Annotated in this window: 18 protein-coding genes and 1 pseudogene; 10 read left to right on the forward strand and 9 right to left on the reverse strand. The window is 67.8% G+C overall.

Annotated elements, in window-relative coordinates; genetic code table 11:
* Positions 1–49 precede the first annotated feature (49 nt).
* From PW843_18970 to PW843_18980, 3 genes are all read right to left on the reverse strand, one after another.
* Positions 50–1,069 (reverse strand): FecR domain-containing protein, encoded by a 1,020-nt coding sequence (locus tag PW843_18970; GenBank protein ID MDE1148667.1) that lies wholly within the window; start codon positions 1,067–1,069, stop codon positions 50–52.
* Positions 1,032–1,673 (reverse strand): RNA polymerase sigma factor, encoded by a 642-nt coding sequence (locus PW843_18975; protein MDE1148668.1) that lies wholly within the window; start codon positions 1,671–1,673, stop codon positions 1,032–1,034. Before PW843_18975 ends, PW843_18970 begins: the two co-directional genes overlap by 38 nt.
* Before the next feature lie 298 nt (positions 1,674–1,971).
* Entirely contained in the window at positions 1,972–3,948 is a 1,977-nt protein-coding gene (locus tag PW843_18980) for an adenylate/guanylate cyclase domain-containing protein (protein ID MDE1148669.1), read from the reverse strand.
* Between the two features lie 595 nt (positions 3,949–4,543).
* Between PW843_18980 and PW843_18985 the strand changes: the two genes are divergently transcribed.
* Positions 4,544–5,494: a thermonuclease family protein gene (locus tag PW843_18985; GenBank protein MDE1148670.1), complete on the forward strand. Its 951-nt coding sequence runs from the start codon at positions 4,544–4,546 to the stop codon at positions 5,492–5,494.
* Positions 5,495–5,602: 108 nt separating this feature from the next.
* Here the strand turns inward: PW843_18985 and PW843_18990 are convergent, their stop codons facing one another.
* A complete protein-coding gene (locus tag PW843_18990) occupies positions 5,603–6,031 on the reverse strand; it encodes a group III truncated hemoglobin (GenBank protein ID MDE1148671.1) in 429 nt (142 codons plus the stop codon).
* A gap of 119 nt (positions 6,032–6,150) precedes the next feature.
* Here PW843_18990 and pip point away from each other — a divergent pair, with 119 nt between their 5' ends.
* Positions 6,151–7,098, forward strand: a complete 948-nt coding sequence (pip, locus tag PW843_18995; GenBank protein ID MDE1148672.1) for a prolyl aminopeptidase — start codon at positions 6,151–6,153, stop codon at positions 7,096–7,098.
* A gap of 231 nt (positions 7,099–7,329) precedes the next feature.
* Complete coding sequence (locus PW843_19000; GenBank protein ID MDE1148673.1) at positions 7,330–8,271, forward strand: IS110 family transposase; 942 nt, start codon at positions 7,330–7,332, stop codon at positions 8,269–8,271.
* Between the two features lie 270 nt (positions 8,272–8,541).
* On the opposite strand, the gene PW843_19005 is transcribed toward PW843_19000, so the two are convergent.
* Positions 8,542–10,296 carry a potassium/proton antiporter gene (locus PW843_19005; GenBank protein MDE1148674.1) on the reverse strand — a complete coding sequence of 585 codons (1,755 nt, stop codon included), beginning with the start codon at positions 10,294–10,296 and terminating at the stop codon, positions 8,542–8,544.
* Between the two features lie 219 nt (positions 10,297–10,515).
* Entirely contained in the window at positions 10,516–10,968 is a 453-nt protein-coding gene (locus PW843_19010) for a DUF488 domain-containing protein (GenBank protein ID MDE1148675.1), read from the reverse strand.
* 253 nt (positions 10,969–11,221) lie between these two features.
* Here PW843_19010 and rpmI point away from each other — a divergent pair, with 253 nt between their 5' ends.
* From rpmI to PW843_19045, 7 genes and pseudogenes are all read left to right on the forward strand, one after another.
* On the forward strand, positions 11,222–11,422 hold the full coding sequence (rpmI, locus tag PW843_19015) for a 50S ribosomal protein L35 (GenBank protein ID MDE1148676.1): 201 nt from the start codon (positions 11,222–11,224) through the stop codon (positions 11,420–11,422).
* Positions 11,423–11,435: 13 nt separating this feature from the next.
* Entirely contained in the window at positions 11,436–11,798 is a 363-nt protein-coding gene (gene rplT / locus PW843_19020; GenBank protein ID MDE1148677.1) for a 50S ribosomal protein L20, read from the forward strand.
* A gap of 243 nt (positions 11,799–12,041) precedes the next feature.
* Positions 12,042–13,118, forward strand: a complete 1,077-nt coding sequence (gene pheS / locus PW843_19025) for a phenylalanine--tRNA ligase subunit alpha (GenBank protein ID MDE1148678.1) — start codon at positions 12,042–12,044, stop codon at positions 13,116–13,118.
* 64 nt (positions 13,119–13,182) lie between these two features.
* Positions 13,183–15,592 (forward strand): annotated as a pseudogene (pheT, locus tag PW843_19030) (phenylalanine--tRNA ligase subunit beta).
* A gap of 193 nt (positions 15,593–15,785) precedes the next feature.
* Complete coding sequence (locus PW843_19035) at positions 15,786–17,474, forward strand: methyl-accepting chemotaxis protein (protein MDE1148679.1); 1,689 nt, start codon at positions 15,786–15,788, stop codon at positions 17,472–17,474.
* A gap of 101 nt (positions 17,475–17,575) precedes the next feature.
* A complete protein-coding gene (gene lepA / locus PW843_19040; GenBank protein MDE1148680.1) occupies positions 17,576–19,378 on the forward strand; it encodes a translation elongation factor 4 in 1,803 nt (600 codons plus the stop codon).
* Positions 19,379–19,525: 147 nt separating this feature from the next.
* Positions 19,526–19,813 (forward strand): DUF1902 domain-containing protein, encoded by a 288-nt coding sequence (locus PW843_19045; GenBank protein MDE1148681.1) that lies wholly within the window; start codon positions 19,526–19,528, stop codon positions 19,811–19,813.
* Here PW843_19045 and PW843_19050 read toward each other — a convergent pair.
* The 3 genes from PW843_19050 to PW843_19060 all read right to left on the reverse strand — a co-directional run bounded on the left by PW843_19050 (position 19,741) and on the right by PW843_19060 (position 23,411).
* Positions 19,741–20,940: an IS256 family transposase gene (locus PW843_19050; GenBank protein MDE1148682.1), complete on the reverse strand. Its 1,200-nt coding sequence runs from the start codon at positions 20,938–20,940 to the stop codon at positions 19,741–19,743. The genes PW843_19045 and PW843_19050 overlap by 73 nt on opposite strands.
* A gap of 273 nt (positions 20,941–21,213) precedes the next feature.
* Positions 21,214–21,672, reverse strand: coding sequence for a type II toxin-antitoxin system ParD family antitoxin (locus PW843_19055; protein ID MDE1148683.1), 459 nt, complete (start codon positions 21,670–21,672; stop codon positions 21,214–21,216).
* Positions 21,673–21,749: 77 nt separating this feature from the next.
* Positions 21,750–23,411, reverse strand: coding sequence for a histidine kinase dimerization/phosphoacceptor domain -containing protein (locus PW843_19060; GenBank protein MDE1148684.1), 1,662 nt, complete (start codon positions 23,409–23,411; stop codon positions 21,750–21,752).
* Positions 23,412–23,649 lie beyond the last annotated feature (238 nt).

The following is a 23,649-nucleotide window of genomic DNA, read 5'->3' on the forward strand; positions in this document are numbered from 1 at the left end:
TTAAGTTTAACAGCTTAAATCCCTACGCGACCTATCCTCACGAACTCATTCAATCAGAAAGAACTATATTGCCACCATCTTCCCTGTATTGGGCACCGAAGCTGATGGCGGCGGCACGGGCGAAGCCGGCCAGGTCGGTCGCCTGGAACAGGCCGGAGATGCGCCGCTGGGCCAGGCGGTCACCCGCCAGCACCAGGCGCCGGGGGGAATAGCGCGCGAACTCCGCCGCCGCCTGGGCCAGGGTTTCGCCTTCGAAGGCCAGGCGCCCCTCCCGCCACATCAGGGCGCGTTCCAGCCCACCCTTGGCCACCGTCTCGAAACTGACCTGGGTGCCGTGACCGCCGTGGCGGATCATCACCTCCTGCCCCGGCGCCACCAGCACGGCGTCATCCGGCGCCGGCCGCAGGGACCAGTCCCGGCCGGTCAGGCGGCCCAGCGCGTCGGCCAGCGCCGACGGCGGCCCCTCGATGGCGGCCTTGCCCGACACCACCGCCACCGTCATCGCCCCCGTGCCCAGCAGGCGCAGGGCGCAGGCCGCCCCGCCGGCGAAGACCTGGGCCACGGCGCTGCGCACCACGAAGGGCGCCGCCCAAGCCTCCGCCCCCTCGAAGAAGGCCTCCCCCCGGTCCAGGCGGACCAGGCGCCGGCCGGCATGGAAATCCACCGAGACGGCCGAGTCGGTGTTCAGGATGATGCGCGACCCGTCGTCCAGCGGGATGTGCCGCACCTCCCCCACCAGGGAGGTGAAGGTCTGCGCCGCCGCCGGGCGCCGGCCGCCCAGGCCATAGACCGCAACGCCCGCCAATCCCGCCGCCGCGGCCACCAGGGCGCCCCGGCGGGTGATCCCGCGCGACGGCGGTGGCGCCATGGCCAGGGCGTCGGCCACGCCGCCGCCCAGCAGCAGGGCGCGGGCCCGGGTCAGGGCGCCCAGGTGGCGCACATCGTCCACCAGCCAGGCGTCCAGGTCGCGCTGTTCTTCCGGCGTCAGGGCATGCGCGTCCAGCCGGGCCGCCCACTGGGCGGCGATCAGGTCAATCGCCCCGGCGGTTTGTCTTGGAATCACGCTCATTCGACCTTTTGTCCGCCACGCCACCCGTCTCCGGTTCCGCACCCGCCCGGGCACGTCCGAACTTTTCCATCAGCAGCTTCAGCCCCCGGCTGACATGCTTTTCGACCGTGTTTTCCGACAATCGCATGCGCCGCGCGATTTCCTGCTGCGGCAAACCCTCCACCCGGCGCATGACGAAGGCCCGCCGCGTCTGGCGCGGCAAATCCTCGATGGCGCTTTGGATCAGGCGCAGTTCCTGCCGGGCGGAGGTGATCTCCTCCGGCGAGGGCGCGTCCATTTCCGCCCCCAGCGCCGACAGGTCGGCCACGGCGGCGATGGGCACCACGCGGGCCTGGCGCAACTGGCGCAGGATGACAGAGTAGGCGGTCTGGAAGGCATAGGCGCGGGGGTTGTGGATGTCGGCCACGCACGGCCGGGCCGCCAGGATGGTGTAGGTTTCCTGCACCACATCGTCGGCATCGAAGCCCAGATAGGACTTGGACCGCAACCAGACGCGCAGGCCGTGCTCATGCGGCAGCACATGCGCCGCCAGCCACCGCGCCCGGTCGTCGCTGAGCCGCGCCGCCGGCGGGGAACTTCCCTGAAAGTCGTTCAGATCCTGCACAGGCCGCATCCCGCTGCGGCGCCGGCAGACAAGGCCCATCCCCATCCCGGCGCACGCGATCGTCGTAGGGCCTTGATGCGTCAGCGGGGGTGTTTCCCCCATGCGTCATAAAAAATTTATAGTCTTACGCGCGCAGTTTGATCGTGGCCGATCAAACTTCCCCTCAGGCGCCGGGCGCCAGCATCCGCTGGCTTGGCTTCCTCGATTTCCAGTCCGTCTTCGGCTCCCCAGAAATCTCCGGCGGCTGCGGTCGCAGCCTACAGCGGCATGAGCCGAAGTCCCATGCCGCCGGTATTCTTCACGACAGCTTCGGGCAGTCCTCGGTCACGCTGGGCGCCCCGGCTTCACCGATGGTGATGCCCACGGGGCCAACGGGATCGGAGGGGCCGTGGTCGCCATCGGCCAATTGCCAGACCCGCACCTGGCCGGTACGGCCGCGCAGGCTGTATTCGCCGACATCGGTCATGGCGACGCCGCAGTCGCCGGCGGCATCCACCGTGTCGGCGCTGGCCAGGACGATGCAGGGGGCGGCCTCGGCGGCCAGGTCGGCGCCCAGCGCCTCCAGCCGGGCGGCGGCGTTCACCGTGTCGCCGACGATGGTGTAGTTGATGCGGCTGGCGGTGCCGATGTTGCCCACCACCACCGGGCCGGAATGGATGCCCACCCGCAGGCAGATGGCGGGCCGGCCCTGGGCCATCGCCTCGTCATGGGTGTGACGGATGCAGCGGCTGATGGCGGCGGCGGCGCGCAGCGCGCGGGCGGCGTGGTCGGCCTGGTCGTCAGGCGCGCCCCAGAAGGCCATAACGGCGTCGCCGATGAACTTGTCCACCGTGCCGCCCTCCGCCTCGATGCAGGCGGACAGCAGGGTGAAATGCTCATTGAGCAGGGAGGCGGTCTGGGCCGGCGTCATGTTCTGCGCCAGGGTACTGAAGCCCTTGATGTCGGTGAACATGACGGTGACGTCGCGTTCCTCCGACAGGATGGAGCCGGCATGGTCGCCCCGGCGGATCAGGCGCAGGACCAGCGCCTTGGGCACGTAGGATTCAAACCAGCGCAGGCCGGTCAGCATGGTGTTGAAGGCCGCCGCCGCGTCCGACAATTCGCTGAGGCGGCTATCCGGCAAATAGGGCACGGCGTGGAAGTCCAGGTCGCGTAGCGAGGTCGCTGCCCGCGACAGGCCCCGGATCTGCCGGCTGATGGTCTTGCCCAGGATGAGGCTGAGGACCACGGACACCAGCAGGATGGCGACACCACCCAGGCCGAACCAGCGCACCCGGCGGATTTCCTGGTCCACCTCACGCTGCGGCAGGGCCATGACCAGGGTCCAGCTGCGGGCGCCGTACCCCGTCAGGTCGCGCAGCAGATAGACGTAATCGACGTCGCCCACGGTGGCCTGGCGGAAATCCAGGTCACGCAGCTTGCCGCCCATGCCGTCGCGGGCCACCACATGGCCCGGCGGCTGGCGCTGCCAGATGCCGGCGGCCACGGGATCGCCCAGGTCGGCCAGGGTGGGCAGCGGCGGGGTGCGATCGGCCAGGTCGAAGGTGCGGCCGATCAGGGCCGGGTGGGCCAGCACATGGTCGGCGTCATACAGGATGAAGGCGGTTACGCCCTGGCTGCTGTCCAGCTCACCCAGGAAGCCTGACAAGTCGACGAAGCTGACGCCCACCAGCACGGCACCCAGGAAAGTGCCGTCGGCCGCGCGCACCGGCGCCCGCACCGTCAGATAGCTGGTCTCCCCTTCCGTGGACCAGACGGGATCGACCCAGCGGGCGATGGGCGCGGCCTTCATCTCCTCCATCAGCACCTTGGTGGCGGGGGGCGGCGTCATGGTCGACACCTCCGCCTCCGTCCGCCCGGTACGGCGGGCCACGGTCCACTTGCCCTCCGGCGAGACGAAGCTGACCGCCGTGATCTGGGGCGAGGCCGCCAGGGCGGAGCGCAGATTCTGGCCCAGGCGCGCGGTGTCGGTGGTGTCGATCTCCCCCCGCGCGATGGAGGCCACCAGGAATTCCGCCTGGTACTGGGCCGGATCCAGCTGGGCGCGCACGCGCACCGTCATACCGTCCATGGCCAGGATGACCTTGTCCGTCAGCAGCGCCGCCGTGTTGCGGGTGGATGTGCTGAAGCCCAGGATCAGGACGCTGGCCACCGCCACCAGAACCAGCGTGCCGAACCCCAGCAGCAGCGCGGTGGCGATGGACAGGCGCACGGCGGAGCGACGGATGGGGCATCCCCTTGCCGACTGCTCCAGGGCCTGTGTCGTTTCACTCATGGCCCGCACGGTAGCGGTCGGCCGGCCCGGCGGCAACTGCGGCAAGGGGGCACGCCACCCGTGTTGCGGGTATGGGGCGGATGCCAACTGAGCATATTGCATTAAGCAATAGTTAACAGCACCCCAACAAACAATTGCATTATGCATTACATAAAGCGACACGCCTGACCATCGTTCCAGTGCTACAAGCCGAGCCGACGTGGGAAGTGACACCGCGGATGCCCAGTTCCTAAGGCTTTTGCGCTTCCCAATGAACCTTTGGCCGCTTGGCCCGGTGTTTGCGAAGTATCGAACGTCTCGCAGAGCAACCCCCACCTCAAGGGATCCGCAGACGATGGAACCGATGGAATTTCGTCCCCTACGCGTTTTTGGCCTCGCCCCACCGTCCACCTGAGACGGGCCGGGCAGCGGCCGGAACCCTGGGACCGCCGATACCCATCAGACGCGCCATCACCGGCTTACGCGGCCGTGCCATCAATCGGTTCTGGCAGAACGCGTAAACTGTCAACGGCGCGGACCAATGGTCCGCGCCGTCTTTTCTTCTGGACCGTCAGCCCGTATCGTCATCGCGCCCCAGTTGCCGGAAACGCCCGCGATGCACGCCAGACGACTCGCCTTCACGCTGCTGGCCGTGGCGCTGTGCGCCCTGCCGTGCGGTGCCGGGGCGCGGACGCACCGGACCAGGACCGCCCATGCCAAATCCTTCCGGGGCCTGACGCCCGCCGGCAACGGCGTGGTGATGGCGGTACTGAGCGGCGACACCCTGACTCTGCGCGACGGCCGCGTGGTACGGCTGGCCGGCATCCTGGCGCCACGCCGGGCGCAGACCGGCCGCCAGGCGGATGGCGAAGGCACCCACGCGGCTTGGCCGCTGGCACCGGAATCGCGCGCGGCGCTGGAGGCGCTGGTGCTGAACCGCACGGTCGGCCTGATGCTGGGCGGCACCGACCACGACCGTTACGGCCGCGTCCTGGCCCACCTGGTCATCCGGGATGGACAGGGCCGCCGCCCGCTGTGGGTGCAGGACGCCCTGCTGCGCCAGGGCTGGGCGGAACTGGCCCCCCATCCCGACGCGCCCAAGGGCCTGGCACCGCTGCGCCGGGCCGAAACCTATGCCCGCGATCATGGCCTTGGCCTGTGGGCCGATCCGTTCTACGCCGTGCGCGATCCCGACACAGCGGCTCAGAGCGAGGGGCGCTACGCGGTGGTCAGCGGCCGGGTGCTGGACGCCGCCGACGCCCGCGACCGCGTCTATCTGAACTTCGGCGCCAACCGGCGCACCGACTTCACGGTGGAGATCGACCGCCGCGACATGGCCGCCTTCCGCGCCCGCCAGTTGAGCCCGCTGGACCTGAAAGGCCGCATGGTGGAGGTGCGCGGCTGGGTGGAGGAGCACAACGGCCCCATGATCCGCGTCACCAACCCCGACCAGATCGTCACCACCGACGGCCGCTGGCCCCACCGCCGCCCGACGCGCAAGGGGAAGGACGCCGCACCGGACAGCACGCCGAGGGCGGAGGGCACGCCTCCGGCCACAGAGCCCTGACCATGGCCGGCGACCGCCGGCCCCGGAACTTTCCGGGGAACGCAGTGAACTGGAAAGTGAGGACAAGCCTAGCGGCCGGACGGCCGCGCCCGGCGCCTGAGGGCGCGCTTAAAGATAAGCCCCAGCACCCTCGCCCCGCGCCACCGCCAGGCCCATCTGCAGGCTGCGGCCGATGCGGGTAGCGGCCGCCACGATGCGGTCCGCGGCCTCCGCCGCGAACATTTCCCGGGCCGTCTCGCCGAACAAGGTCAGCCAGCGGCGGAAATGGTCGGGGCCGATCTCCGGCAGGCCGGCATGCACCACCATGGGCCGGCCTTCATAACGCCCGGTGCTCAACAGGACCGAAGACCAGAAGTCGCTGATGCGGGCGCGATGGCGGACCCAGGCCTCCTCCGCCGTGCCCACGACCGCGAGGAAGACGGGGCCCAGCAGGGCATCGGCCCGGGCGCGATCGTAAAAGGCCGCGACCAGGGCGGCGATGGCATCCTCCGTCACCGTGGGGAAAACGGTGGGGCAAGCGGCGGGAAATTGTGACATCGCTGTATGGCTCCGGCCGGATCGGGTCAAAACGCCCGCTCCCGCCTTGGTTGGGTTTGCGCTGGCACGTGCGCTTGTCCTACACTTTGCGCCTTTCCCAGAAGCTGGTGTAACGACCCATGGCGCGCGGCGATCTTTTTCCACCCCTGGAACCCTATCGGACCGGCACGCTGGCCGTCAGCGGCCTGCACACGATCTATTGGGAAGAAGCCGGCAATCCGGCGGGCGCGCCAGTCGTATTCCTGCATGGCGGCCCGGGTGCCGGCGCCTCGCCCACCCATCGCCGCTTCTTCGACCCCGCCCATTACCGCATCATCATCCTGGACCAGCGCGGCGCCGGCCGCTCCACCCCCCTGGGTGAAATCCGCGAAAACGACATCCCGCAGCTTGTTTCGGATCTGGAACAACTGCGGTCGCTGCTGGAAATCGACCGCTGGCTGGTGTTCGGCGGCTCCTGGGGCTCCACCCTGGCGCTGGCTTACGCCCAGGCCCATCCGGAACGGACCAAGGGCCTGGTGCTGCGCGGCATCTTCCTGATGCGCCAGCAGGAGATCGACTGGTTCCTGTATGAGATGCGCACCCTGTTCCCGGAGGCGTGGGGCACCTTCGCCAACCACATACCGGTGAACGAACGCGGCGATCTGCTGGAGGCGTACTACCGCCGCCTGACCTCCGCCGACCCGCAGACCCGCATGGCCGCCGCCCGGATCTGGAGCGTGTATGAGGGCGCCTGCTCCACCCTGCTGCCCAGCCCGGAACTGGTCTCCGCCTCCGGCGAGGACAACCACGCCCTGGGCCTGGCGCGGATGGAGGCGCACTACTTCCGCAACAACAAACTGACGCCGGAAGGCGCCCTGCTGGACAATGTGGACCGCATCCGCCACATCCCGGCGATCATCGTGCAGGGCCGCTACGACGTGGTCTGCCCCATCCGCACGGCGGATGAATTGCACCGCGCCTGGCCCGAGGCCGACTACATCATCGTGCCGGACGCCGGCCACAGCGCCATGGAACCGGGCATCCGCTCCGCCCTGGTGCAGGCGACGGAGCGGTTCAAGACTTTATAAGTTCCTCAGGCGCCGGCGCCCCCATCCGGGGGCTTGTATCTTCCCAATCTGCGTAAAGTAGCGCCGTCACGGGCTGGGGCATGCCCCAGCCCGTGATCCGACCGGAAGACCGTTCCAACGGCGGGAAGTTCCGGCTCCGTAGCCAAGCAAGGCTCTCCGGTCGGCCCCTTCATTAGCCCGAACAGTTGCACGGGGTCGCCGCCCCGCATGCGCAAGGCTGGGAGTATGAAGATGGCGCAGAACGACTCTATCATCGCCCTGGATGTCAGCAAGGACCGTCTCGACGGCTTCGACGATGAAACCGGGGATGTCTTCCAAATTGAGAATTCCCCGGCTGGCTACGTGGCTTTGCGGCAACGCTGCCGGAAACGCACCGTGCAGATCGTCATGGAGGCCAGCGGTGGCTATGAACGGCCCGTCGCTCAGACCATGGTGAAGGCCGAGATCCCAGTTCGGATCGTCGACCCCCGCAAGGTTCGCTACTACGCCAAAGCTTCCGGTCGTTGGGCCAAGAATGATCGGCTCGACGCCCGCATGATCGCAGCCTATGCCAAGGCGATCAAAGGGGAAGACCACAAGCCGGACAAAGACCGGGAAGCGTTGGCTGAGCTGACAACATACCGCCGCCAATTGCTTGAGGATCGGACCACGATCACCAACCAGGCCAGACGGCTGGAGAACGCCGAACTGCGCCGACTGGCCAAGCGACGATTGAAATCCATCGCCCTTCAGATCGTCCTGGTCGATAAGCGCATCGCCAGCCACATCGCCGCCTCGGAGGTCTTGAAGACCAAGAACAAATTCCTCCGCTCCATCCCCGCCATAGGCCCTGTCTTCGCAAGTACCGCGCTGGCCCATATGCCCGAACTGGGCGCCCTTACACGCCAACAGGCTGCCGCCCTCGCCGGCGTCGCACCCATGGACAATCAAAGCGGAAAACGCGACGGGCCCCGGAGCATCTACGGCGGAAGACCCGCCGTCCGTAACGTTCTCTACATGGCCGCCGTCGTCGCCAGCCGCCACAACCCACCCCTGGCCGCCTTCTACAAAAAGCTCATCGCCGCCGGCAAAAAGCCCAAGGTCGCTCTCACCGCACTCATGCGGAAAATCATCGTCCTCGCAAACTCAATCCTCAGGCAACAGCGCGAATACGATCCGGCTCACGCCTCATGAAGACAGTTGCTTGGCTATCCTCGATTTCCAGTCCGCCTGCGGCTCTCCGGAAATCTCCGGCGGCCGCAGTCGCGGCCTACGGGTCTGGCGGCCCGATGGGAGACCTTTCCTTCAGGGCTGTACGGAGCGAAGCGACAAGGACGCGACCGCGTCCGCCGCAGCGAGCACCGAAGGGCGCAGCGAGGATAGCCAAGCCCCCGGATGGGGGCGCCGGCGCCTGAGGAACTGAATAGCCCCCAGAGGGGGCGCCGGCGCCTGAGGACAACAGCGTTAAGCCCTTAGGCGCAGGCCTTTGACGCCTTGGCGCAGCTTGGTCCAGGGGCGTTCGTCGGGGGTCAGGTCGATGCCGACCTCGGTCACCCGGGCCTCGTCCATCGCGGCGACGATCAGCGCCACCTCGCCCACCCGCAGGCGCACGCCGACGCTGGCGCGGCGGCCCAGGCGGCGGCTGAGATGGTCGCCGATGGCGACATCCTCCGCCAGATCGGGCGGGGTGAAACCATAGAGGCCGGCCACGGTGGTCAGCGGCGTTTCGCCCTTGACCTGGAAATCACCCAATCCCGACGCCCGGCGGCCATGGTCGCGGCGACCGAACAGGCGTTCCATGGCGGTCAGCGCCGCGGGCTCGCCCAGCACCAGGACGGCATCGCCGGGGTAGAGCACCCGTACCTCCTCCGGTGCTACGGGATGACCCTCACGGATCATGGCCAGCACGCGCACCGATTCCGGCACCACCAGCCGGCCCAGGCCGCGTACCGCCGCCTCGCTTTCCGCCGCCACGGTCAGCATGGCCAGCTGCTGCGGCCCGTCCACCGGCAGGTCGATGTCGGCCCGGCTGGGCGGTTCAGGGTCGGCCGGGATCTCCACGTCCAGCAGGCGTGCCGCCGGGCCGATGGTCCAGCCCTGGGCCAGCAGCGACAGCAGCACCACGGCGAAGGCGATGCCGAAATAGGTCTCCGCCCCGCGCAGGCCCGACAGCACAGGCAGCAACCCCAGGAAGATGGGCACCGCGCCGCGCAGGCCCACCCAAGAGATGAACAGCCGCTCGTTCCAGGCGAAGCCGAAGAAGGACAGGCACAGGGTGACGGCCAGGGGGCGCGCCACCAGGATCAGCGCCACGGCCACCACCAGGGCCGGCAACGCCACCCGCAGCAGCGTGTCGGGCGACACCAGCACGCCCAGCATCAGGAACAGGGAAATCTGGCTGAGCCAGGCCAGGCCGTCGTGGAACCGCTCGATGATCTGGCGCGCCTTCATGCGGCGATCGCCCATGACCAGGCCGGCGAGATAGACGGCCAGGAAGCCCGAGGCGCCAATGGTCTGCGTGGCGCCGAAGATGAACAGCGTGCCGGCCAGCGCCAGGATGGGGTAGAGGCCGGCCGACAGCTCAAGCCGGTTGATCAGGGCGGCCAGCGCGAAGCCGCCGGCGACGCCGATGATGCCGCCGCCGCCCATCTCCAGCGCGAACTGGCCCAACTGCGCCCAGCCGAAACCCGAGCCCTGGACGGCATGGATGGACAGCAGGGTCAGGAACACGGCCATGGGATCGTTCAGGCCCGACTCCACCTCCAACAGGGCGGAGACGCGGGGCCGCAGGCGCAGGCCCCGCTGGTGCAGCAGCAGGAACACGGCCGCGGCGTCGGTGGACGCGACGATGGACCCGATCAGGAAACCCTGCGCCCAGCCCACGCCCAGCAGCCAGCGCGCCACCACGCAGGTGATGCCGGCGGTGATGACCACGCCGACGGTTGACAGGACCAGGGCCGGCCAGCGCGCCATCTTGAACACGCTGCGCGGCGTGCGCAGGCCGCCGTCGAACAGGATGACGGCGATGGCCATGGACCCGACCAGCGAGGCCAGGCGGTAATCGTTGAACTGGAAGTTGGCCAGCTTGTCGACCGCGATGCCCAGCGCCAGGAACACCAGCAGCAGCGGCGCGCCGATACGCGAGGACGCGCGGCCGGCCAGGATGGCCAGCAGCAGCAGCGCCCCCATGGCGAGGATGATGGTATCGACGTGATGCACTGGCAGCCTTGCTCCCCCTTCGGTCTGCGAGGCTTACCGTGCGGCAAGACCCCGGACCAGCTATCCATTCGGACCAGACGGCGCCGGGTCCCGTATAGGTGACGTGCGCGGGAAGGCCCCCCACCGGGCCATCCCCATCATACCCCCCAAGATTTCCATGGACATTGTGACGGCCATACGGCGGCGGCCGGGATTTTCTGGGAATACGGCGGCGACCCGTCAGAAAGCCGGGTCGGCCATCAGATGATGCACCTGGAACCCCCATCCCGTCGCCATGTCGGACGCCACACGGGCGCGGTGGCAGATATGCGGGTCATGTTCCAGGCACAGCAGGCAGGCGGGGCCCTTGAGCGCCGTGGCCGCCGCCACACCCAATTCATACTGCGCCTCCGGCCGGGCCAGCGCCTTGTCCACCACCGACCAGAACAGCGGCAGGTTGCCGGCCCGCCCCGCCAGCCGTCCCTCCTTGGGCGTGCCCAGCGCCTTCAGGTGCAGATACTCGATCCCCGCACCGCGCAAGGCCGCCGACAGGGGGCCCTTGGAAAAGCCCGCGCGGCGCGACAGCGGCAGCTCGCGCACATCGATCAGGGTGCGCACGCCCGCCTTCACCAACTGTTCCACCAGGGCCGGCTGGCCCACCTTCTCATACCCTATGGTGTAGAGGTCGGGCATGGGCGGGCGTGTCCTTATGGTTAAGAGGGCATTGCCATCAGAGGTGGGGCCCACCCCCGCGCCAGGCAAGGGGCCCATGCGTCCGGCAGTGGGGTCTTCCACCCCGCACAACCCTTGCCTTAAGCCCCCACCCCGTGTACAAACCGCGCTTCATTTGGGCGGCGAGGCCGGACCGAGAGGTCCAGGGCATGCCCACCCGTTCAAGTGAGATCCACCGCCGTTCCCGGAACGGTTATTATTCGAAGGAACCAAAATGCCCAAGCTGAAGAATCACAGCGGGACGAAGAAGCGGTTCAAGCTGACCGCCTCCGGTCTCGTTCGCGCCCAGGCCGCCGGCAAGCGCCACGGCATGCGCAAGCGTCCGCAGAAGATGAAGCGGAACGCCCGCGGTATGATGACCCTGTCCAAGCAGGACGGTATCATCATCACCAAGAATTTCATTCGGGTACCGTAAGGAGGGCTGAACCATGGCTCGCGTTAAGCGGGGCGTGACCACCCACGCCCGTCACAAGAAGATCCTGAAGCTCGCCAAGGGCTTCCGCGGTCGTTCCAACAACTGCTTCCGCATCGCGATCGAGAAGGTCGAAAAGGCGCTTCGTTACGCCTACCGCGACCGTCGCGCCAAGAAGCGCAACTTCCGCGCCCTGTGGATCCAGCGCATCAACGCCGGTGCCCGCATCCACGGCCTGACCTACAGCCAGTTCATGCACGGCCTGAAGCGCGCCGCCATCGACGTTGACCGCAAGGTCCTCGCCGACATCGCCGCGCGTGAGCCGGATGCGTTTAAGGTCCTGGTCGATCAAGCCCAGGCCGCTCTCAAGGCTGCTTGATCCTACCCGGATCAACGCCTACTGAAAAAAGGGGAGCAGGCCCGGCGGGCCCGCTCCCCTTTTTTTGTTTTGTGGTTTTGTTTGTTCCCTCAGACGCCGGGCGCGGCCCTCCGGCCGCTTGGCTTCCTCGGCTCGCGCCCTGCGGTACTCGCTGCGGGGCCGGCGGTCGCCGGCCATAACGGCGTTCGTGTCATTGCCAGTACCCAAGAACCGTCCCAACGCACCCAATAACGGATCGTCGCGATGAACATCCTCGACAGCCTGAAGGCCGACTTGCTGGCCGCCGCTGCCGCCGCCCCCGACCTGGCCGCCCTGGAAGAGGTGCGGGTGGACGCCCTGGGCAAGAAGGGCCGCATCACCGGCCTGATGAAGGACATGGGATCGCTGACGCCCGATGAACGGCGCGAGCGCGGCCAGGCCCTGAACGCGGTGAAGGAAGAGATCAGCGCGGCGCTGGACGCCCGCCGCCAGGTGCTGAAGGCCGCCGACTTGGCCAAGCGGCTGGAGGCGGAGCGCATCGACGTCAGCCTGCCCGCCCGGCCGGAGACGGAGGGCCGCGTCCACCCCATCACCCAGACGGTGGAGGAGATGATCGCCATCTTCGCCGACATGGGCTTCACCGTGGCGGAAGGGCCGGACATCGAGACGGATTTCAACAACTTCACCGCCCTGAACATCCCGCCGGAACACCCGGCGCGCCAGATGCACGACACCTTCTACCTGCCCAACGGGCCGGACGGGGGTACGCGCGTGCTGCGCACCCACACCAGCCCGGTGCAGATCCGCACCATGCTGGCGGGCCAGCCGCCCATCCGCATCATCGCCCCCGGCCGCACCTACCGGTCCGACTATGACCAGACCCACACCCCCATGTTCCACCAGATCGAAGGCCTGGTGATCGGTGAGAACATCAACATGGGCCACCTGAAGGGCACGCTGCTGGAGTTCTGCCGCGCCTTCTTCCAGGTGGACGACCTGCCGCTGCGTTTCCGCCCCAGCTTCTTCCCCTTCACCGAACCGTCGGCGGAGGTGGACATCGGCTGCTCGCGCAAAGGCGGTGAGCTGAAGCTGGGCAACTACGGTGACTGGCTGGAGATCCTGGGCTGCGGCATGGTGCATCCGAAGGTGCTGGAGAACTGCGGCATCGACAGCACCCGCTGGCAGGGCTTCGCCTTCGGCATGGGGATCGAGCGCGTGGCGATGCTGAAGTACGGCATCCCCGACCTGCGTACCTTCTTCGAGGCCGATCTGCGCTGGCTGAAGCACTACGGCTTCGTGCCGCTGGACGTGCCCAGCCTGGCCCAGGGCCTGACCCGATAACCCATCCCAAGAGCGGCAGCCGGTCTGAAGACCAGGCGCCCCAATCCGATAACGGCAGGTAGCGATGAAGTTCACCCTTTCCTGGCTGAAGCAGCACCTTGAAACCGACGCCCCGCTGGACGTCATCACCGACAAGCTGACCTCCCTGGGCCTGGAGGTCGAGGGTGTGGAGGATCAGGGCCGGGCCCTGGCCCCCTTCACCATCGCCAAGGTCCTGTCAGCGGAAAAGCACCCCAACGCCGACAAGCTGCGCGTCGCCATGGTCGATACCGGCAAGGGGGAGCCCATCCAGGTGGTGTGCGGCGCCCCCAACTGCCGTGCCGGCATCACCGTGGTGTTCGCCAGCCCCGGCGCCGTGGTGCCCGCCACCGGCGACGTGCTGAAGGTCGGCGCCATCCGCGGCGTGGAAAGCCGGGGGCATGCTGTGCTCCGAACGCGAGCTGAACCTGTCGGATGAGCACAACGGCATCATCGAGCTGCCGGACGACGCCCCCGTGGGCACCGGCTTTGCCGCCTGGCGCAAGCTGGACGACGCCGTCATCGAAATCTCCCTGACGCCCGACCGGGTGGACTGCGCCGGCGTCCACGGCATCGCCCGCGACCTGGCCGCCGCCGGCCTGGGCACCCTGAAGCCGCTGGACACCACCCCGGTGCCCGGCGCCTTCCCCGCCCCGGTGAAGGTGACGCTGGACTTCCCCCCCGCCCGCGCCGGCGCCTGCCCGCAGTTCGCCGCCCGCGTGGTGCGCGGCGTGCGCAACGGCCCCAGCCCGCAATGGCTGCAGGACAAGCTGACGGCCGTGGGCCTGCGCCCCATCTCGGCCCTGGTGGACATCACCAACCTGATGACCCTGGACCAGGTGCGCCCCCTGCACGTGTTCGACGCCGCCAAGGTCCAGGGCGGCCTGGTCGTGCGCGAGAGCAAGGCGGGTGAGTCCCTGCTGGCCCTGAACGGCAAGGAATACACCCTGCCCGCCGGCCTGACCGTCATCAGCGACGCCAGCGGTGCCGTGCTGTCCCTGGGCGGCGTCATGGGCGGCGAGACCACCGGCGTGTCCGAGACCACGACCGACGTGATCATCGAGGCCGCCCTGTTCGACCCGACCAAGGTGGCGGAGACCGGCCGCGCCCTGCAGATCGACAGCGACGCCCGTTACCGCTTCGAGCGCGGCGTGGACCCGGCCAGTGTCGTCAGCGGTATCGAGCAGGCCACCCGCCTGGTGCTGGACCTCTGTGGCGGTGAGGCCGGCGCGGTGTTCGTAGCCGGTGCCGAACCCGCGTGGCAGCGCCCCCTGACCCTGCGCCCGTCGCGCGTCGCCAACCTGGGCGGCGTGGACGTGCCCGAAGTCGATCAGGTACGCATCCTGAAGGCCCTGGGCTTCGAGGTCGCGCAGCAGGACGGCCTGATCCATGCCACCCCACCATCCTGGCGCGCCGACGTGCAGGGCGAGGCCGACCTGGTGGAAGAGGTGCTGCGCATCCACGGCTTCGATGCCATCCCCACCACCAGCCTGCCGCGTGACGAGGGCCTGCCCAAGGTCGCGGTCACGCCCAAGCAGCGCCGCACCGCCACCGTGCGCCGCCTGCTGGCCGGCCGCGGCATGATGGAGGCCATCACCTGGTCCTTCCTGGCGCCGGAAACCGCCAAGCTGTTCGGGGGATCGCCGGATGAGCTGGCGCTGCTGAACCCCATCAGCGCGGATCTGGCCGTCATGCGGCCGTCGGTGCTGGCCAACCTGGCCGCCGCCGCCGGCCGCAACGCCGCGCGCGGCCATGCCGACCTGGCGCTGTTCGAGGTGGGTCCCGCCTTCCGCGACGGCAGTGAGAAGGGCCAGGACCTGATCGCCGCCGGCGTGCGCGCCGGCCTGGCCGTGGGCCGTCACTGGGCCAAGGGCACCCGCCCCGTCGACGCCTATGACGCCAAGGCCGACGCCATCGCCGCGCTGGAGGCCGCCGGCGCCCCCACCGCCAACCTGGTCGTCTCCACCGACGCGCCCGCCTGGTACCACCCGGGCCGTTCCGGCTGCCTGCGGCTGGGGCCCACCGTGCTGGCCCGCTTTGGCGAGCTGCACCCCACGGTGCTGGAGGCCATGGACCTGACCGGCCCGCTGGTGGCGTTCGAGGTGTTCCTGGACGCCGTCCCCCAGCCAAAGAAGAAGGGTGGGACGGAAAAGCCCAAGCTGGAACTGTCCGCCTTCCAGCCCATCAGCCGCGACTTCGCTTTCGTGGCGGAAGCAGGGGTGGAGGCGGACCGCCTGATCCGCGCCGCCAAGGGCGCCGACAAGGCCCTGATCACCGCGGTACAACTGTTCGACGTCTACCAGGGTCCCGGAGTCGAGGCCGGGTTCAAGTCGGTGGCACTGTCGGTCACCCTGCAACCGGTGGACAAGACGCTGACGGATGCCGAAATCGAGGCGGTGGCCGCCAAAGTGGTCGCCGCCGTCACCAAGGCGACCGGGGCCGTGTTGCGCGGCTGACACAGGACTTATCCGTTTGCAGTAGGCGCCCCTTGGCTTCCAGGGGGCGCCTTTCTTTTAATGCCCATTTAATCGACGAAAACCCCGTCCTTATCCCCTTGCGCGCCGCCTTTGGCCGGCCCTTACTATCCTTCCAAAGATAGAAAAAAGACTGGCGCCGAATGGCGCCATGCTCCGGGAGGGAGGGGACCGCATGAGGTTTTTCCGGGATCTGCCCATCATCCAGAAACTGCTGCTGCCCCTGATCCTGATGGGTCTGGTGACGCTGGGCACCTCGCTCTACACCCTGTCGCAGATGAACACGGGTGCCGCACAGTACCAGTACCTGCTGCGTGGCGAGGCGGAGGCGCTGAAGGCCATCGACCGCGCCAATGGGGCCGCCGCCAATATCGGGCGCATCAGCTACATGATGGTGGCCGAGACCGACAAGTTCATCATCGACAGCATGAAGGATGAGATCGGGCAGCAGGCCAGCGACCTGGGCCGCTATCTGGACGCGGTGGCGACCCTGCACCCCGGCACCAAGGATGACCTGGCCATGGCCAGGGCCGAGTTCAAGGCCATGATGGGCTTCGCGGAGAAGGCGCGCGAACAGATGCTGGCCGGCGACACCAAGGCCGGGGCATCCACCCTGACCGATGAGTTCGATATCCGCCTGTCCAAGCTGCAGGACCGGCTGACCGTCATCACCAAGGCGGTGGACGACAGCCTGGCCAAGGGCGAGGCCGCCGCCAAGGCGCGCAACGAGCGCACCTACTGGGTCACCCTGGCCAGCGGCCTGTCGGGTGCGGTGCTGGTGATGGCGCTGGCGCTGTGGATGGCCTGGGCCGGTGTCTCCCGCCCGCTGAAACGCATCGTCGACAGCATGACCGCCCTGGCCGACGGCGACCGCACGGTGGAGATCCGGACGACCGAACGGCGGGACGAGATCGGCGCCACCGTGCGGGCCCTGCGCATCTTCCAGCGCACCATGGGCGAGGCCGACACCCTGCGCCATGAGCAGGAAACCCTGAAGGCCCAGGCGCAGGCGGAACGCCACCAGGCGCTGGCCCGCCTGGCGGATGAGTTCGAGGCCGCCATGGACCAGGTGGTGGAGGGGGTGGGCGGTGCCGCCGACCGCATGCAGGGCAGCGCCAAGGGCCTGTCCGCCATCGCCGAGCAGACCAACCACCAGACCTTGGCGGTGGCAGGCGCCGCCGAGGCGGCCGCCGGCAACGTCAACACCGTGGCCGCCGCCGCCGAGCAACTGTCCGCCAGCATCCAGGAGATCGGCCGCCGGGTGGAGGAGTCGTCCGGCATCGCCCAGGATGCGGTGATGGAAGCGGAACGCAGCAACCACACCGTCAGCGGCCTGGTGGAGGCGGCGCGCAAGATCGGCGATGTGGTGCGCCTGATCAGCGACATCGCCAGCCAGACCAACCTGCTGGCCCTGAACGCCACCATCGAGGCGGCGCGCGCCGGTGAGGCCGGCAAGGGTTTCGCCGTGGTGGCATCGGAGGTGAAGACCCTGGCGACCCAGACCGCCAAGGCGACGGAGGAGATCAGCGCCCAGATCGGGGAGATCCAGTCGGTGGCCGGCAACGCCGCCGGCGCCATCCACGGCGTCAGCGGCACCATCGGCCGCATCAGCGACATCGTCGCCACCATCGCCGCCGCCGTGGAACAGCAGGGTGCCGCCACCAACGAGATCGCCAGCAGCGTGGCCCAGGCCGCCGCCGGCACCTCCGACGTGTCCAGCACCATCGGCCAGGTCACCCGGGCGGCCAGCGAAACCGGCACCATGGCCAGCGACGTGCTGCACGCGGCGCAAGACCTGGTCAGCCAATCCGACCATCTGCGCCACCAGGTGGCCGGCTTCGTCGCCAAGGTGCGGGCGGGGTAGGGTCGGGCCCGCACCGCACATGAACGCCCCGCCATCCCTGCGGTTGCGCCGGGACGCGGGGCATCCTATGGTCGCGCTCAGTTTCCCCAGACCGGCCCGTCATGACCGACCTTTCGCACATCCGCAATTTCTCCATCATCGCCCACATCGACCATGGCAAGTCGACCCTGGCCGATCGCCTGATCCAGTTTTGCGGCGGCCTGGAGGCGCGCGAGATGCGCGAACAGGTGCTCGACAGCATGGATATCGAGCGTGAACGCGGCATCACCATCAAGGCGCAGACCGTGCGCCTGGCCTACAAGGCCGATGATGGCGAGACCTATCAGCTGAACCTGATGGACACGCCCGGCCACGTCGACTTCGCCTATGAGGTCTCGCGCTCGCTGGCGGCCTGCGAAGGCTCGCTGCTGGTGGTCGATGCCTCGCAGGGGGTGGAGGCGCAGACGCTGGCCAACGTCTACCAGGCCATCGACCATAACCATGAGATCGTGCCGGTCCTGAACAAGATCGACCTGCCCGCGGCCGAACCCGACCGCATCAAGCAGCAGATCGAGGATGTGATCGGCCTGGACGCCAGCGACGCGGTGATGATTTCGGCCAAGACCGGCCTGAACATCAAGGACGTGCTGGAAGCCATCGTCAAACGCCTGCCCGCCCCGAAGGGCAACCTGGACGCGCCGCTGAAGGCCCTGGTGGTCGACAGCTGGTACGACCCCTACCTGGGCGTTGTCATCCTGGTGCGCGTGGTCGACGGCGAACTGAAGGTCGGCCAGAAGATCCGCATGATGGCGACGGGCGCCTCGAAGGAGGCCGACCGCGTCGGTCACTTCACGCCCAAGGCCGTGCAGTCCGGTCGCCTGGGGCCGGGCGAGATGGGCTTCATCACCGCCGGCATCAAGGACATCCGCGAGACCAAGGTCGGCGACACCATCACCGAGGAACGCCGCCCGGCGGCCGAACCGCTGGAGGGCTTCAAGCCGTCCGTGCCGGTGGTGTTCTGCGGCCTGTTCCCCACCGACGCCGCCGAGTTCGAGCATCTGCGCGAAAGCCTGGGCAAGCTGGCCCTGAACGACGCCAGCTTCCAGTTCGAGGCGGAGACGTCGGCGGCCCTGGGCTTCGGCTTCCGCTGCGGCTTCCTGGGCCTGCTGCACCTGGAGATCATTCAGGAGCGGTTGGAGCGTGAGTTCAACCTGGACCTCATCACCACCGCCCCCAGCGTCATCTACAAGGTCCACATGACCGACAAGTCGGTGGTGGACATGCACAACCCGGCCGACATGCCGGACCCCATCCGCATCGACCACATGGACGAGCCGTGGATTCGCGCCACCATCATGCTGCCCGACGAATACCTGGGCGGCATCCTGGCGCTGTGCACCGAGCGTCGCGGCCAGCAGATCGACCTGACCTATGTCGGCGGTCGCGCCATGCTGGTCTACAAGCTGCCGCTGAACGAAGTGGTGTTCGACTTCTACGACCGGCTGAAGTCCATCAGCCGGGGCTACGCCAGCTTTGATTACCAGATGGACGGGTATGAGACCGGCGACCTGGTCAAGATGTCCATCCTGGTCAATGCCGAGGCGGTGGACGCCCTGTCCACCATCGTCCACCGCAGCCAGGCCGAACACCGTGGCCGCTTGCTGTGTGAACGGCTGAAGGAACTGATCCCGCGCCAGCTGTTCAAGATCGCCGTGCAGGCATCCATCGGCAGCCGCGTCATCGCCCGCGAAACCATCAGCGCCATGCGCAAGGACGTGCTGGCCAAGTGCTACGGCGGCGACATCAGCCGCAAGCGCAAGCTGCTGGACAAGCAGAAGGAAGGCAAGAAGCGCATGCGGCAGTTCGGCGAGGTCGAAATCCCGCAAAGCGCCTTCATCGCCGCCCTGAAGATGGGCGACGGCTGATCCCGTTGATTTGAGTATCGAGTACCGCGCCGGCCGCCCCCACAAGGGCGGCCGGTTCGCTTTTGGGGCCATCCCTTGACGCCCCCAAAGGAACGCCCAATTTGGCGGTATGGTTTGAGGTGCACGGGCGCGCACCTGGAGGGCGACATGGCGGACCACGTCTATACGGTGCAGGTGGCATGGGATGAGGAATCCCGCACCTACTACGTCGCCGAAACCGACATCCCCGGCCTGCATTCGGAAGCGGATACCTTCGAAGCCCTGATCGAGAGGGTCACCGCCGTGGTGCCAGGATCGTGTCCCAGGTCGTGGTGTAAGAAGCGCCCGGTCATTTTGGTCTCCGGCGCGTTTGGCCGGGACGATCATGCGGCGACAGTGGGCAGCATGATGGTTGGATCATCGCCGACGGCGGCGATGGTTTCCAGGGTCATGTAGCGACCGCGCTGAACTGCCCATTCATCGTTGATCTCCATGAGGACGGCACCCACCAGGCGGGTGATGGCGTCCTCGTTCGGGAAGATACCGACGACCTCGGTACGGCGCTTGATCTCGCCGTTGAGGCGTTCGATGGGGTTGGTGCTGTGCAGCTTTGCCCTGTGGGCGGCGGGGAAGGACATGAAGGCCAGGACGTCCTCCTCGGCCTCGTCCATCAGGGCGGCGAGCTTGCCGACCTTGGGTCGGAGTTGATCGGCGACCTGGCGCCACTGGGTCCGGGCGGCGGTGGCGTCATCCTGGGCAAAGGCGGTGCCGATGAAGGCAGCCACCACACGGCGGCCTTGCTTGCCGGCGTGGGCCAAGGCGTTGCGCATAAAGTGGACACGGCAACGCTGCCAGGTGGCACGGAATACGCGGGCGACAGCGGCCTTGATGCCCTCGTGGGCATCGGAGACGACCAGCTTGACGCCACCCAGGCCGCGGCGTTTGAGCTTGCGCAGGAACTCTACCCAGAAGGTCTCGGCTTCCGAGGTGCCGATGTCCATGCCCAGGATCTCTCGCCGACCGTTGGTATTGACCGCCACGGCGATGGTGACGGCCACGGAGACGATGCGGCCGTTCTGGCGGACCTTCACATAGGTGGCGTCGATCCACAGGTAGGGCCAGTCGCCTTCCAGCGGCCGTTCCAGGAAGGTCTTAACCCGGCCGTCGATCTCCTCGCACAGCCGGCTGACCTGGCTCTTGGAGATGCCGGTCATGCCCATGGCCTGGACCAGGTCGTCCACCGCGCGGGTGGAGACGCCCTGGATGTAGGCCTCCTGGATCACGGCGGTCAGCGCTTTCTCCGCCATGCGGCGGGGCTCCAGGAAGCCTGGGAAGTAGCTGCCCTTGCGCAGCTTGGGGATGTGCAGTTCCACCGTGCCGGCGCGGGTATGCCAATCGCGGTCACGGTAGCCATTGCGCTGAACCAGGCGGTCGGCCGACCGTTCGCCGTGGCCGGCACCGGTCAACTCCTGAACCTCCAGTTCCATCAGTCGCTCGGCGGCAAAGCCGATCATCTGTCTCAGGACATCGGCGTCTGCGCCCTTTTCAAGCATCACGCGCAGCGCCATCATCGGGTCGGTCATCGTGGTCACCCTCGGTTGGGGATGTGTTGTGGTGACCAAACTCTACCGAAGAACCGCGATGACCGCCCGCCGTGTCAGGCCTTCCAGCCGGCTATGCCGGCCTCCACGCCTGACACGGCGGAGGCGCTCCTACACCACGCAGTGGGACGTGACCGGTGCCAGAGTTATTGGCCCTCAACGGCGACATTCACGCCGCCAAGCCCCTGCCTCTGAACTTCGTGGCGTCCCGCCAAGTTTCAGCCACCTGACCATAGTGGCTTCGTCGAACCGTGCTTAATCGATATCGCGGCGTTCAGCTTCAGCCGCCTCTTTCAGCGCCCTTAGCTTGGTGGCATAGATTTCCTCTCGCCGCGCGACGAGCCGCAATCCATCGTTGAACACTGCGTTGGCATCCGGGTAACGGCCAGAGCGCACCAAGTCATCAATCAGGCGATCATGATGATGCGACAGGACGAGTTTGAGCGTCCTGTCAGCCTGTCCGGATGCGCTCGCAACGCGGCGGAACCTGACTCGCCGTGATCCGGAAGTCAGAAAGGCATCGTATCCAGCTTTTCGCCAAGCCTCGCGCTGGACGTGACTGGATTCGCCCCGCACATTCGCCCACCACTGCGGTCGGTCGGCACTTTCGGGCAAGGGTGCCCGTATTATATTCTCGATTTCCTGGAAGTTCAGATCGAACTCATCCATTTGCTGCTTCATGAGATAGTCACGAAGCAAATCGTACTTTGCCATGCGCCATTCCCCATTTCGCCGGTCCCTCTCGGGAAACAAGAATTTATCACGCGCTATCTATAATTGAAAACTCACCTTCACTCCCGCCCCAACGGGAAGCGCAGGGTGAAGCGGGTGCCCGGGGCGGCGTCTTCGAAGTGGAAGGTGCCGCGCAACTGGCGGGCGAAGGCGTCGATCAGCAGCAGGCCCAGGCTCTGCCGGCCGGCGGCGGGGGCGGTGGGGTCGGGCATGCCGACGCCATCGTCGGTCACGGTCAGCACGCCGTCATCGCCATCACGGCGCAAGGCCACCTTCAGCACGCCGCCCCGGCCGTCGGCATAGGCGTGCTTGAAGGCGTTGGACATCACCTCGTTCAGCACCAGGGTGACGGGGACGGAGGCGGTGAGGTCGGTTTCCACCGGTTCCGCGTCCAGGGTCACGGTCACGTGGCCGGCGACGGCGCGTTCCGCCCCCTCCCCCTGGTGGATGTTGTCGATCTCACGCGTCAGCGCATCGACGACGCGGTCCAGCTGCACCACGTCCACGTCCGCCGCCCGGTGCAGTTGTTCGTGCAGCAGCCCCATGGCCTGGATGCGGCGCAAGGCGTCGCCCAGCAGGGGACGCAGGGTGGGGTGCATGCCGCTTTGCAGCTGCAACAGGCTGGAAACGACCTGGAGATTGTTCTTCACCCGGTGGTGGGTGTCGCGCAGCAGCACCTCCCGGTCCGCCAGCGCCCGGTCCAGGTGGCGGGTGCGGTCGGCCACGCGGGCCTCCAGCACCGTGTTGGCCTGGCGCAGGATGCGGTCGGCGCGCACCAGGTCGCGCGACCGGCGGATGGCGATCCACGCCACCAGCATCAGAGCCAGGGAGGCCGGCACCGCCACTGCCGCGTAGAGCAGGGCACGCGCCCGCCATTCGTGCGCCACGCTTTGGGTGGTGATGCCGTAGACGACGAACAGCGGCAGGTTGGGCACCTTGCGCCGGGCGTACAGGCGTTCCACCCCATCAATGGGCGATGTCAGGATGAAGGTGCCGGCCTTGTCCACGGGCGCCTGGATCAGTTGCGGATAGAACCCCTGCTGCAAGGCCCCATCCGGCGGCGCCGGTTCGCGCAGCAGCAGGGCGCCGTCGTCGCGCACCAGCATCATGGTCTTGGGCTCACCCGAGAACAGGGAGCGGTAGAAGGCGATGAAATAATCCGGCCGCAGCGACAGCTGGGCGACACCGTTGAACCGCCCATCCAGCGTTTCCATGCGCTGGCTGACGGGCAGGAAGGGCACGCCGGACAGGCGGCCGCGCAGCTGCTGGCCGATGAAGATGCCGTGGCCGGGTTCCAGCTGCGCCTTGAAGTATTCGCGGTCGTTCACGTCCAGCGCCGGTGCCGGCCATTGCACGGTGTTGACGCGGACGATGCCGGTGGGGTCCACCACCCACACGCCCTCCAGCTCCGGCGAGGCCTGCCAGATTTCGCGCAGGCGATCGTAGAAACGGCGGTCCTCGGCGATATCCTTCCAGCCGGCATCGTCCACCAGCCGTTCCACGTAACGCAGGCTGGTGGCATGGATGGTGAAGATCTTGCCGGCGTGTTCCTCCAGCACGTGGGTGACGTCCACCACCTGGTCGCGGGCATCGTCCCACACCCGGCGGTGATGATCCCAGGCGGCCCAGATGAACACCATCAGGGTGACCAGCAGGCTCATCAGCAGCAAGGCGGCCACCGGCCGGCCGGCGGATGGAATCAGGGGAACGGCGGTGCTCAAGCCGTCGTGGTGCGGGCCATCGTGAGGCCTGCCGGAACCATGGTTCCGGGGCGCATCGCCAGCAGTCGCGGCTTGGTCTGGCGCTGTGGCGGTCATGACAAGCGGTCGGTCCCTATTGGCCCGGTCAACCACCCCCCTGCGGTTCCCGGGCTGCCCCATCGGTCATCGCCGCCCAACCAACCGGACCTTCATGAAACCCGTCTGCGGGCACGGGGGGCGGATGCCGACCGTGCCCGCA

This window comes from Azospirillaceae bacterium (genome assembly GCA_028283825.1).
Taxonomy (GTDB): domain Bacteria; phylum Pseudomonadota; class Alphaproteobacteria; order Azospirillales; family Azospirillaceae; genus Nitrospirillum.

Bases quoted from the DNA above. Each gene is read 5' to 3' on its own strand.
- PW843_18985 (MDE1148670.1), top strand. From the start codon at position 4,544: ATGCACGCCAGACGACTCGCCTTCACGCTGCTGGCCGTGGCGCTGTGC.
- PW843_19045 (MDE1148681.1), top strand. From the start codon at position 19,526: ATGGCGGACCACGTCTATACGGTGCAGGTGGCATGGGATGAGGAATCC.
- lepA (MDE1148680.1), top strand. From the start codon at position 17,576: ATGACCGACCTTTCGCACATCCGCAATTTCTCCATCATCGCCCACATC.
- PW843_18990 (MDE1148671.1), bottom strand. From the start codon at position 6,031: ATGTCACAATTTCCCGCCGCTTGCCCCACCGTTTTCCCCACGGTGACG.
- PW843_18980 (MDE1148669.1), bottom strand. From the start codon at position 3,948: ATGAGTGAAACGACACAGGCCCTGGAGCAGTCGGCAAGGGGATGCCCC.
- rpmI (MDE1148676.1), top strand. From the start codon at position 11,222: ATGCCCAAGCTGAAGAATCACAGCGGGACGAAGAAGCGGTTCAAGCTG.
- rplT (MDE1148677.1), top strand. From the start codon at position 11,436: ATGGCTCGCGTTAAGCGGGGCGTGACCACCCACGCCCGTCACAAGAAG.
- PW843_19000 (MDE1148673.1), top strand. From the start codon at position 7,330: ATGGCGCAGAACGACTCTATCATCGCCCTGGATGTCAGCAAGGACCGT.
- PW843_19050 (MDE1148682.1), bottom strand. From the start codon at position 20,940: ATGACCGACCCGATGATGGCGCTGCGCGTGATGCTTGAAAAGGGCGCA.
- pip (MDE1148672.1), top strand. From the start codon at position 6,151: ATGGCGCGCGGCGATCTTTTTCCACCCCTGGAACCCTATCGGACCGGC.
- PW843_19035 (MDE1148679.1), top strand. From the start codon at position 15,786: ATGAGGTTTTTCCGGGATCTGCCCATCATCCAGAAACTGCTGCTGCCC.
- PW843_19010 (MDE1148675.1), bottom strand. From the start codon at position 10,968: ATGCCCGACCTCTACACCATAGGGTATGAGAAGGTGGGCCAGCCGGCC.
- PW843_19055 (MDE1148683.1), bottom strand. From the start codon at position 21,672: ATGGCAAAGTACGATTTGCTTCGTGACTATCTCATGAAGCAGCAAATG.
- pheS (MDE1148678.1), top strand. From the start codon at position 12,042: ATGAACATCCTCGACAGCCTGAAGGCCGACTTGCTGGCCGCCGCTGCC.
- PW843_18970 (MDE1148667.1), bottom strand. From the start codon at position 1,069: ATGAGCGTGATTCCAAGACAAACCGCCGGGGCGATTGACCTGATCGCC.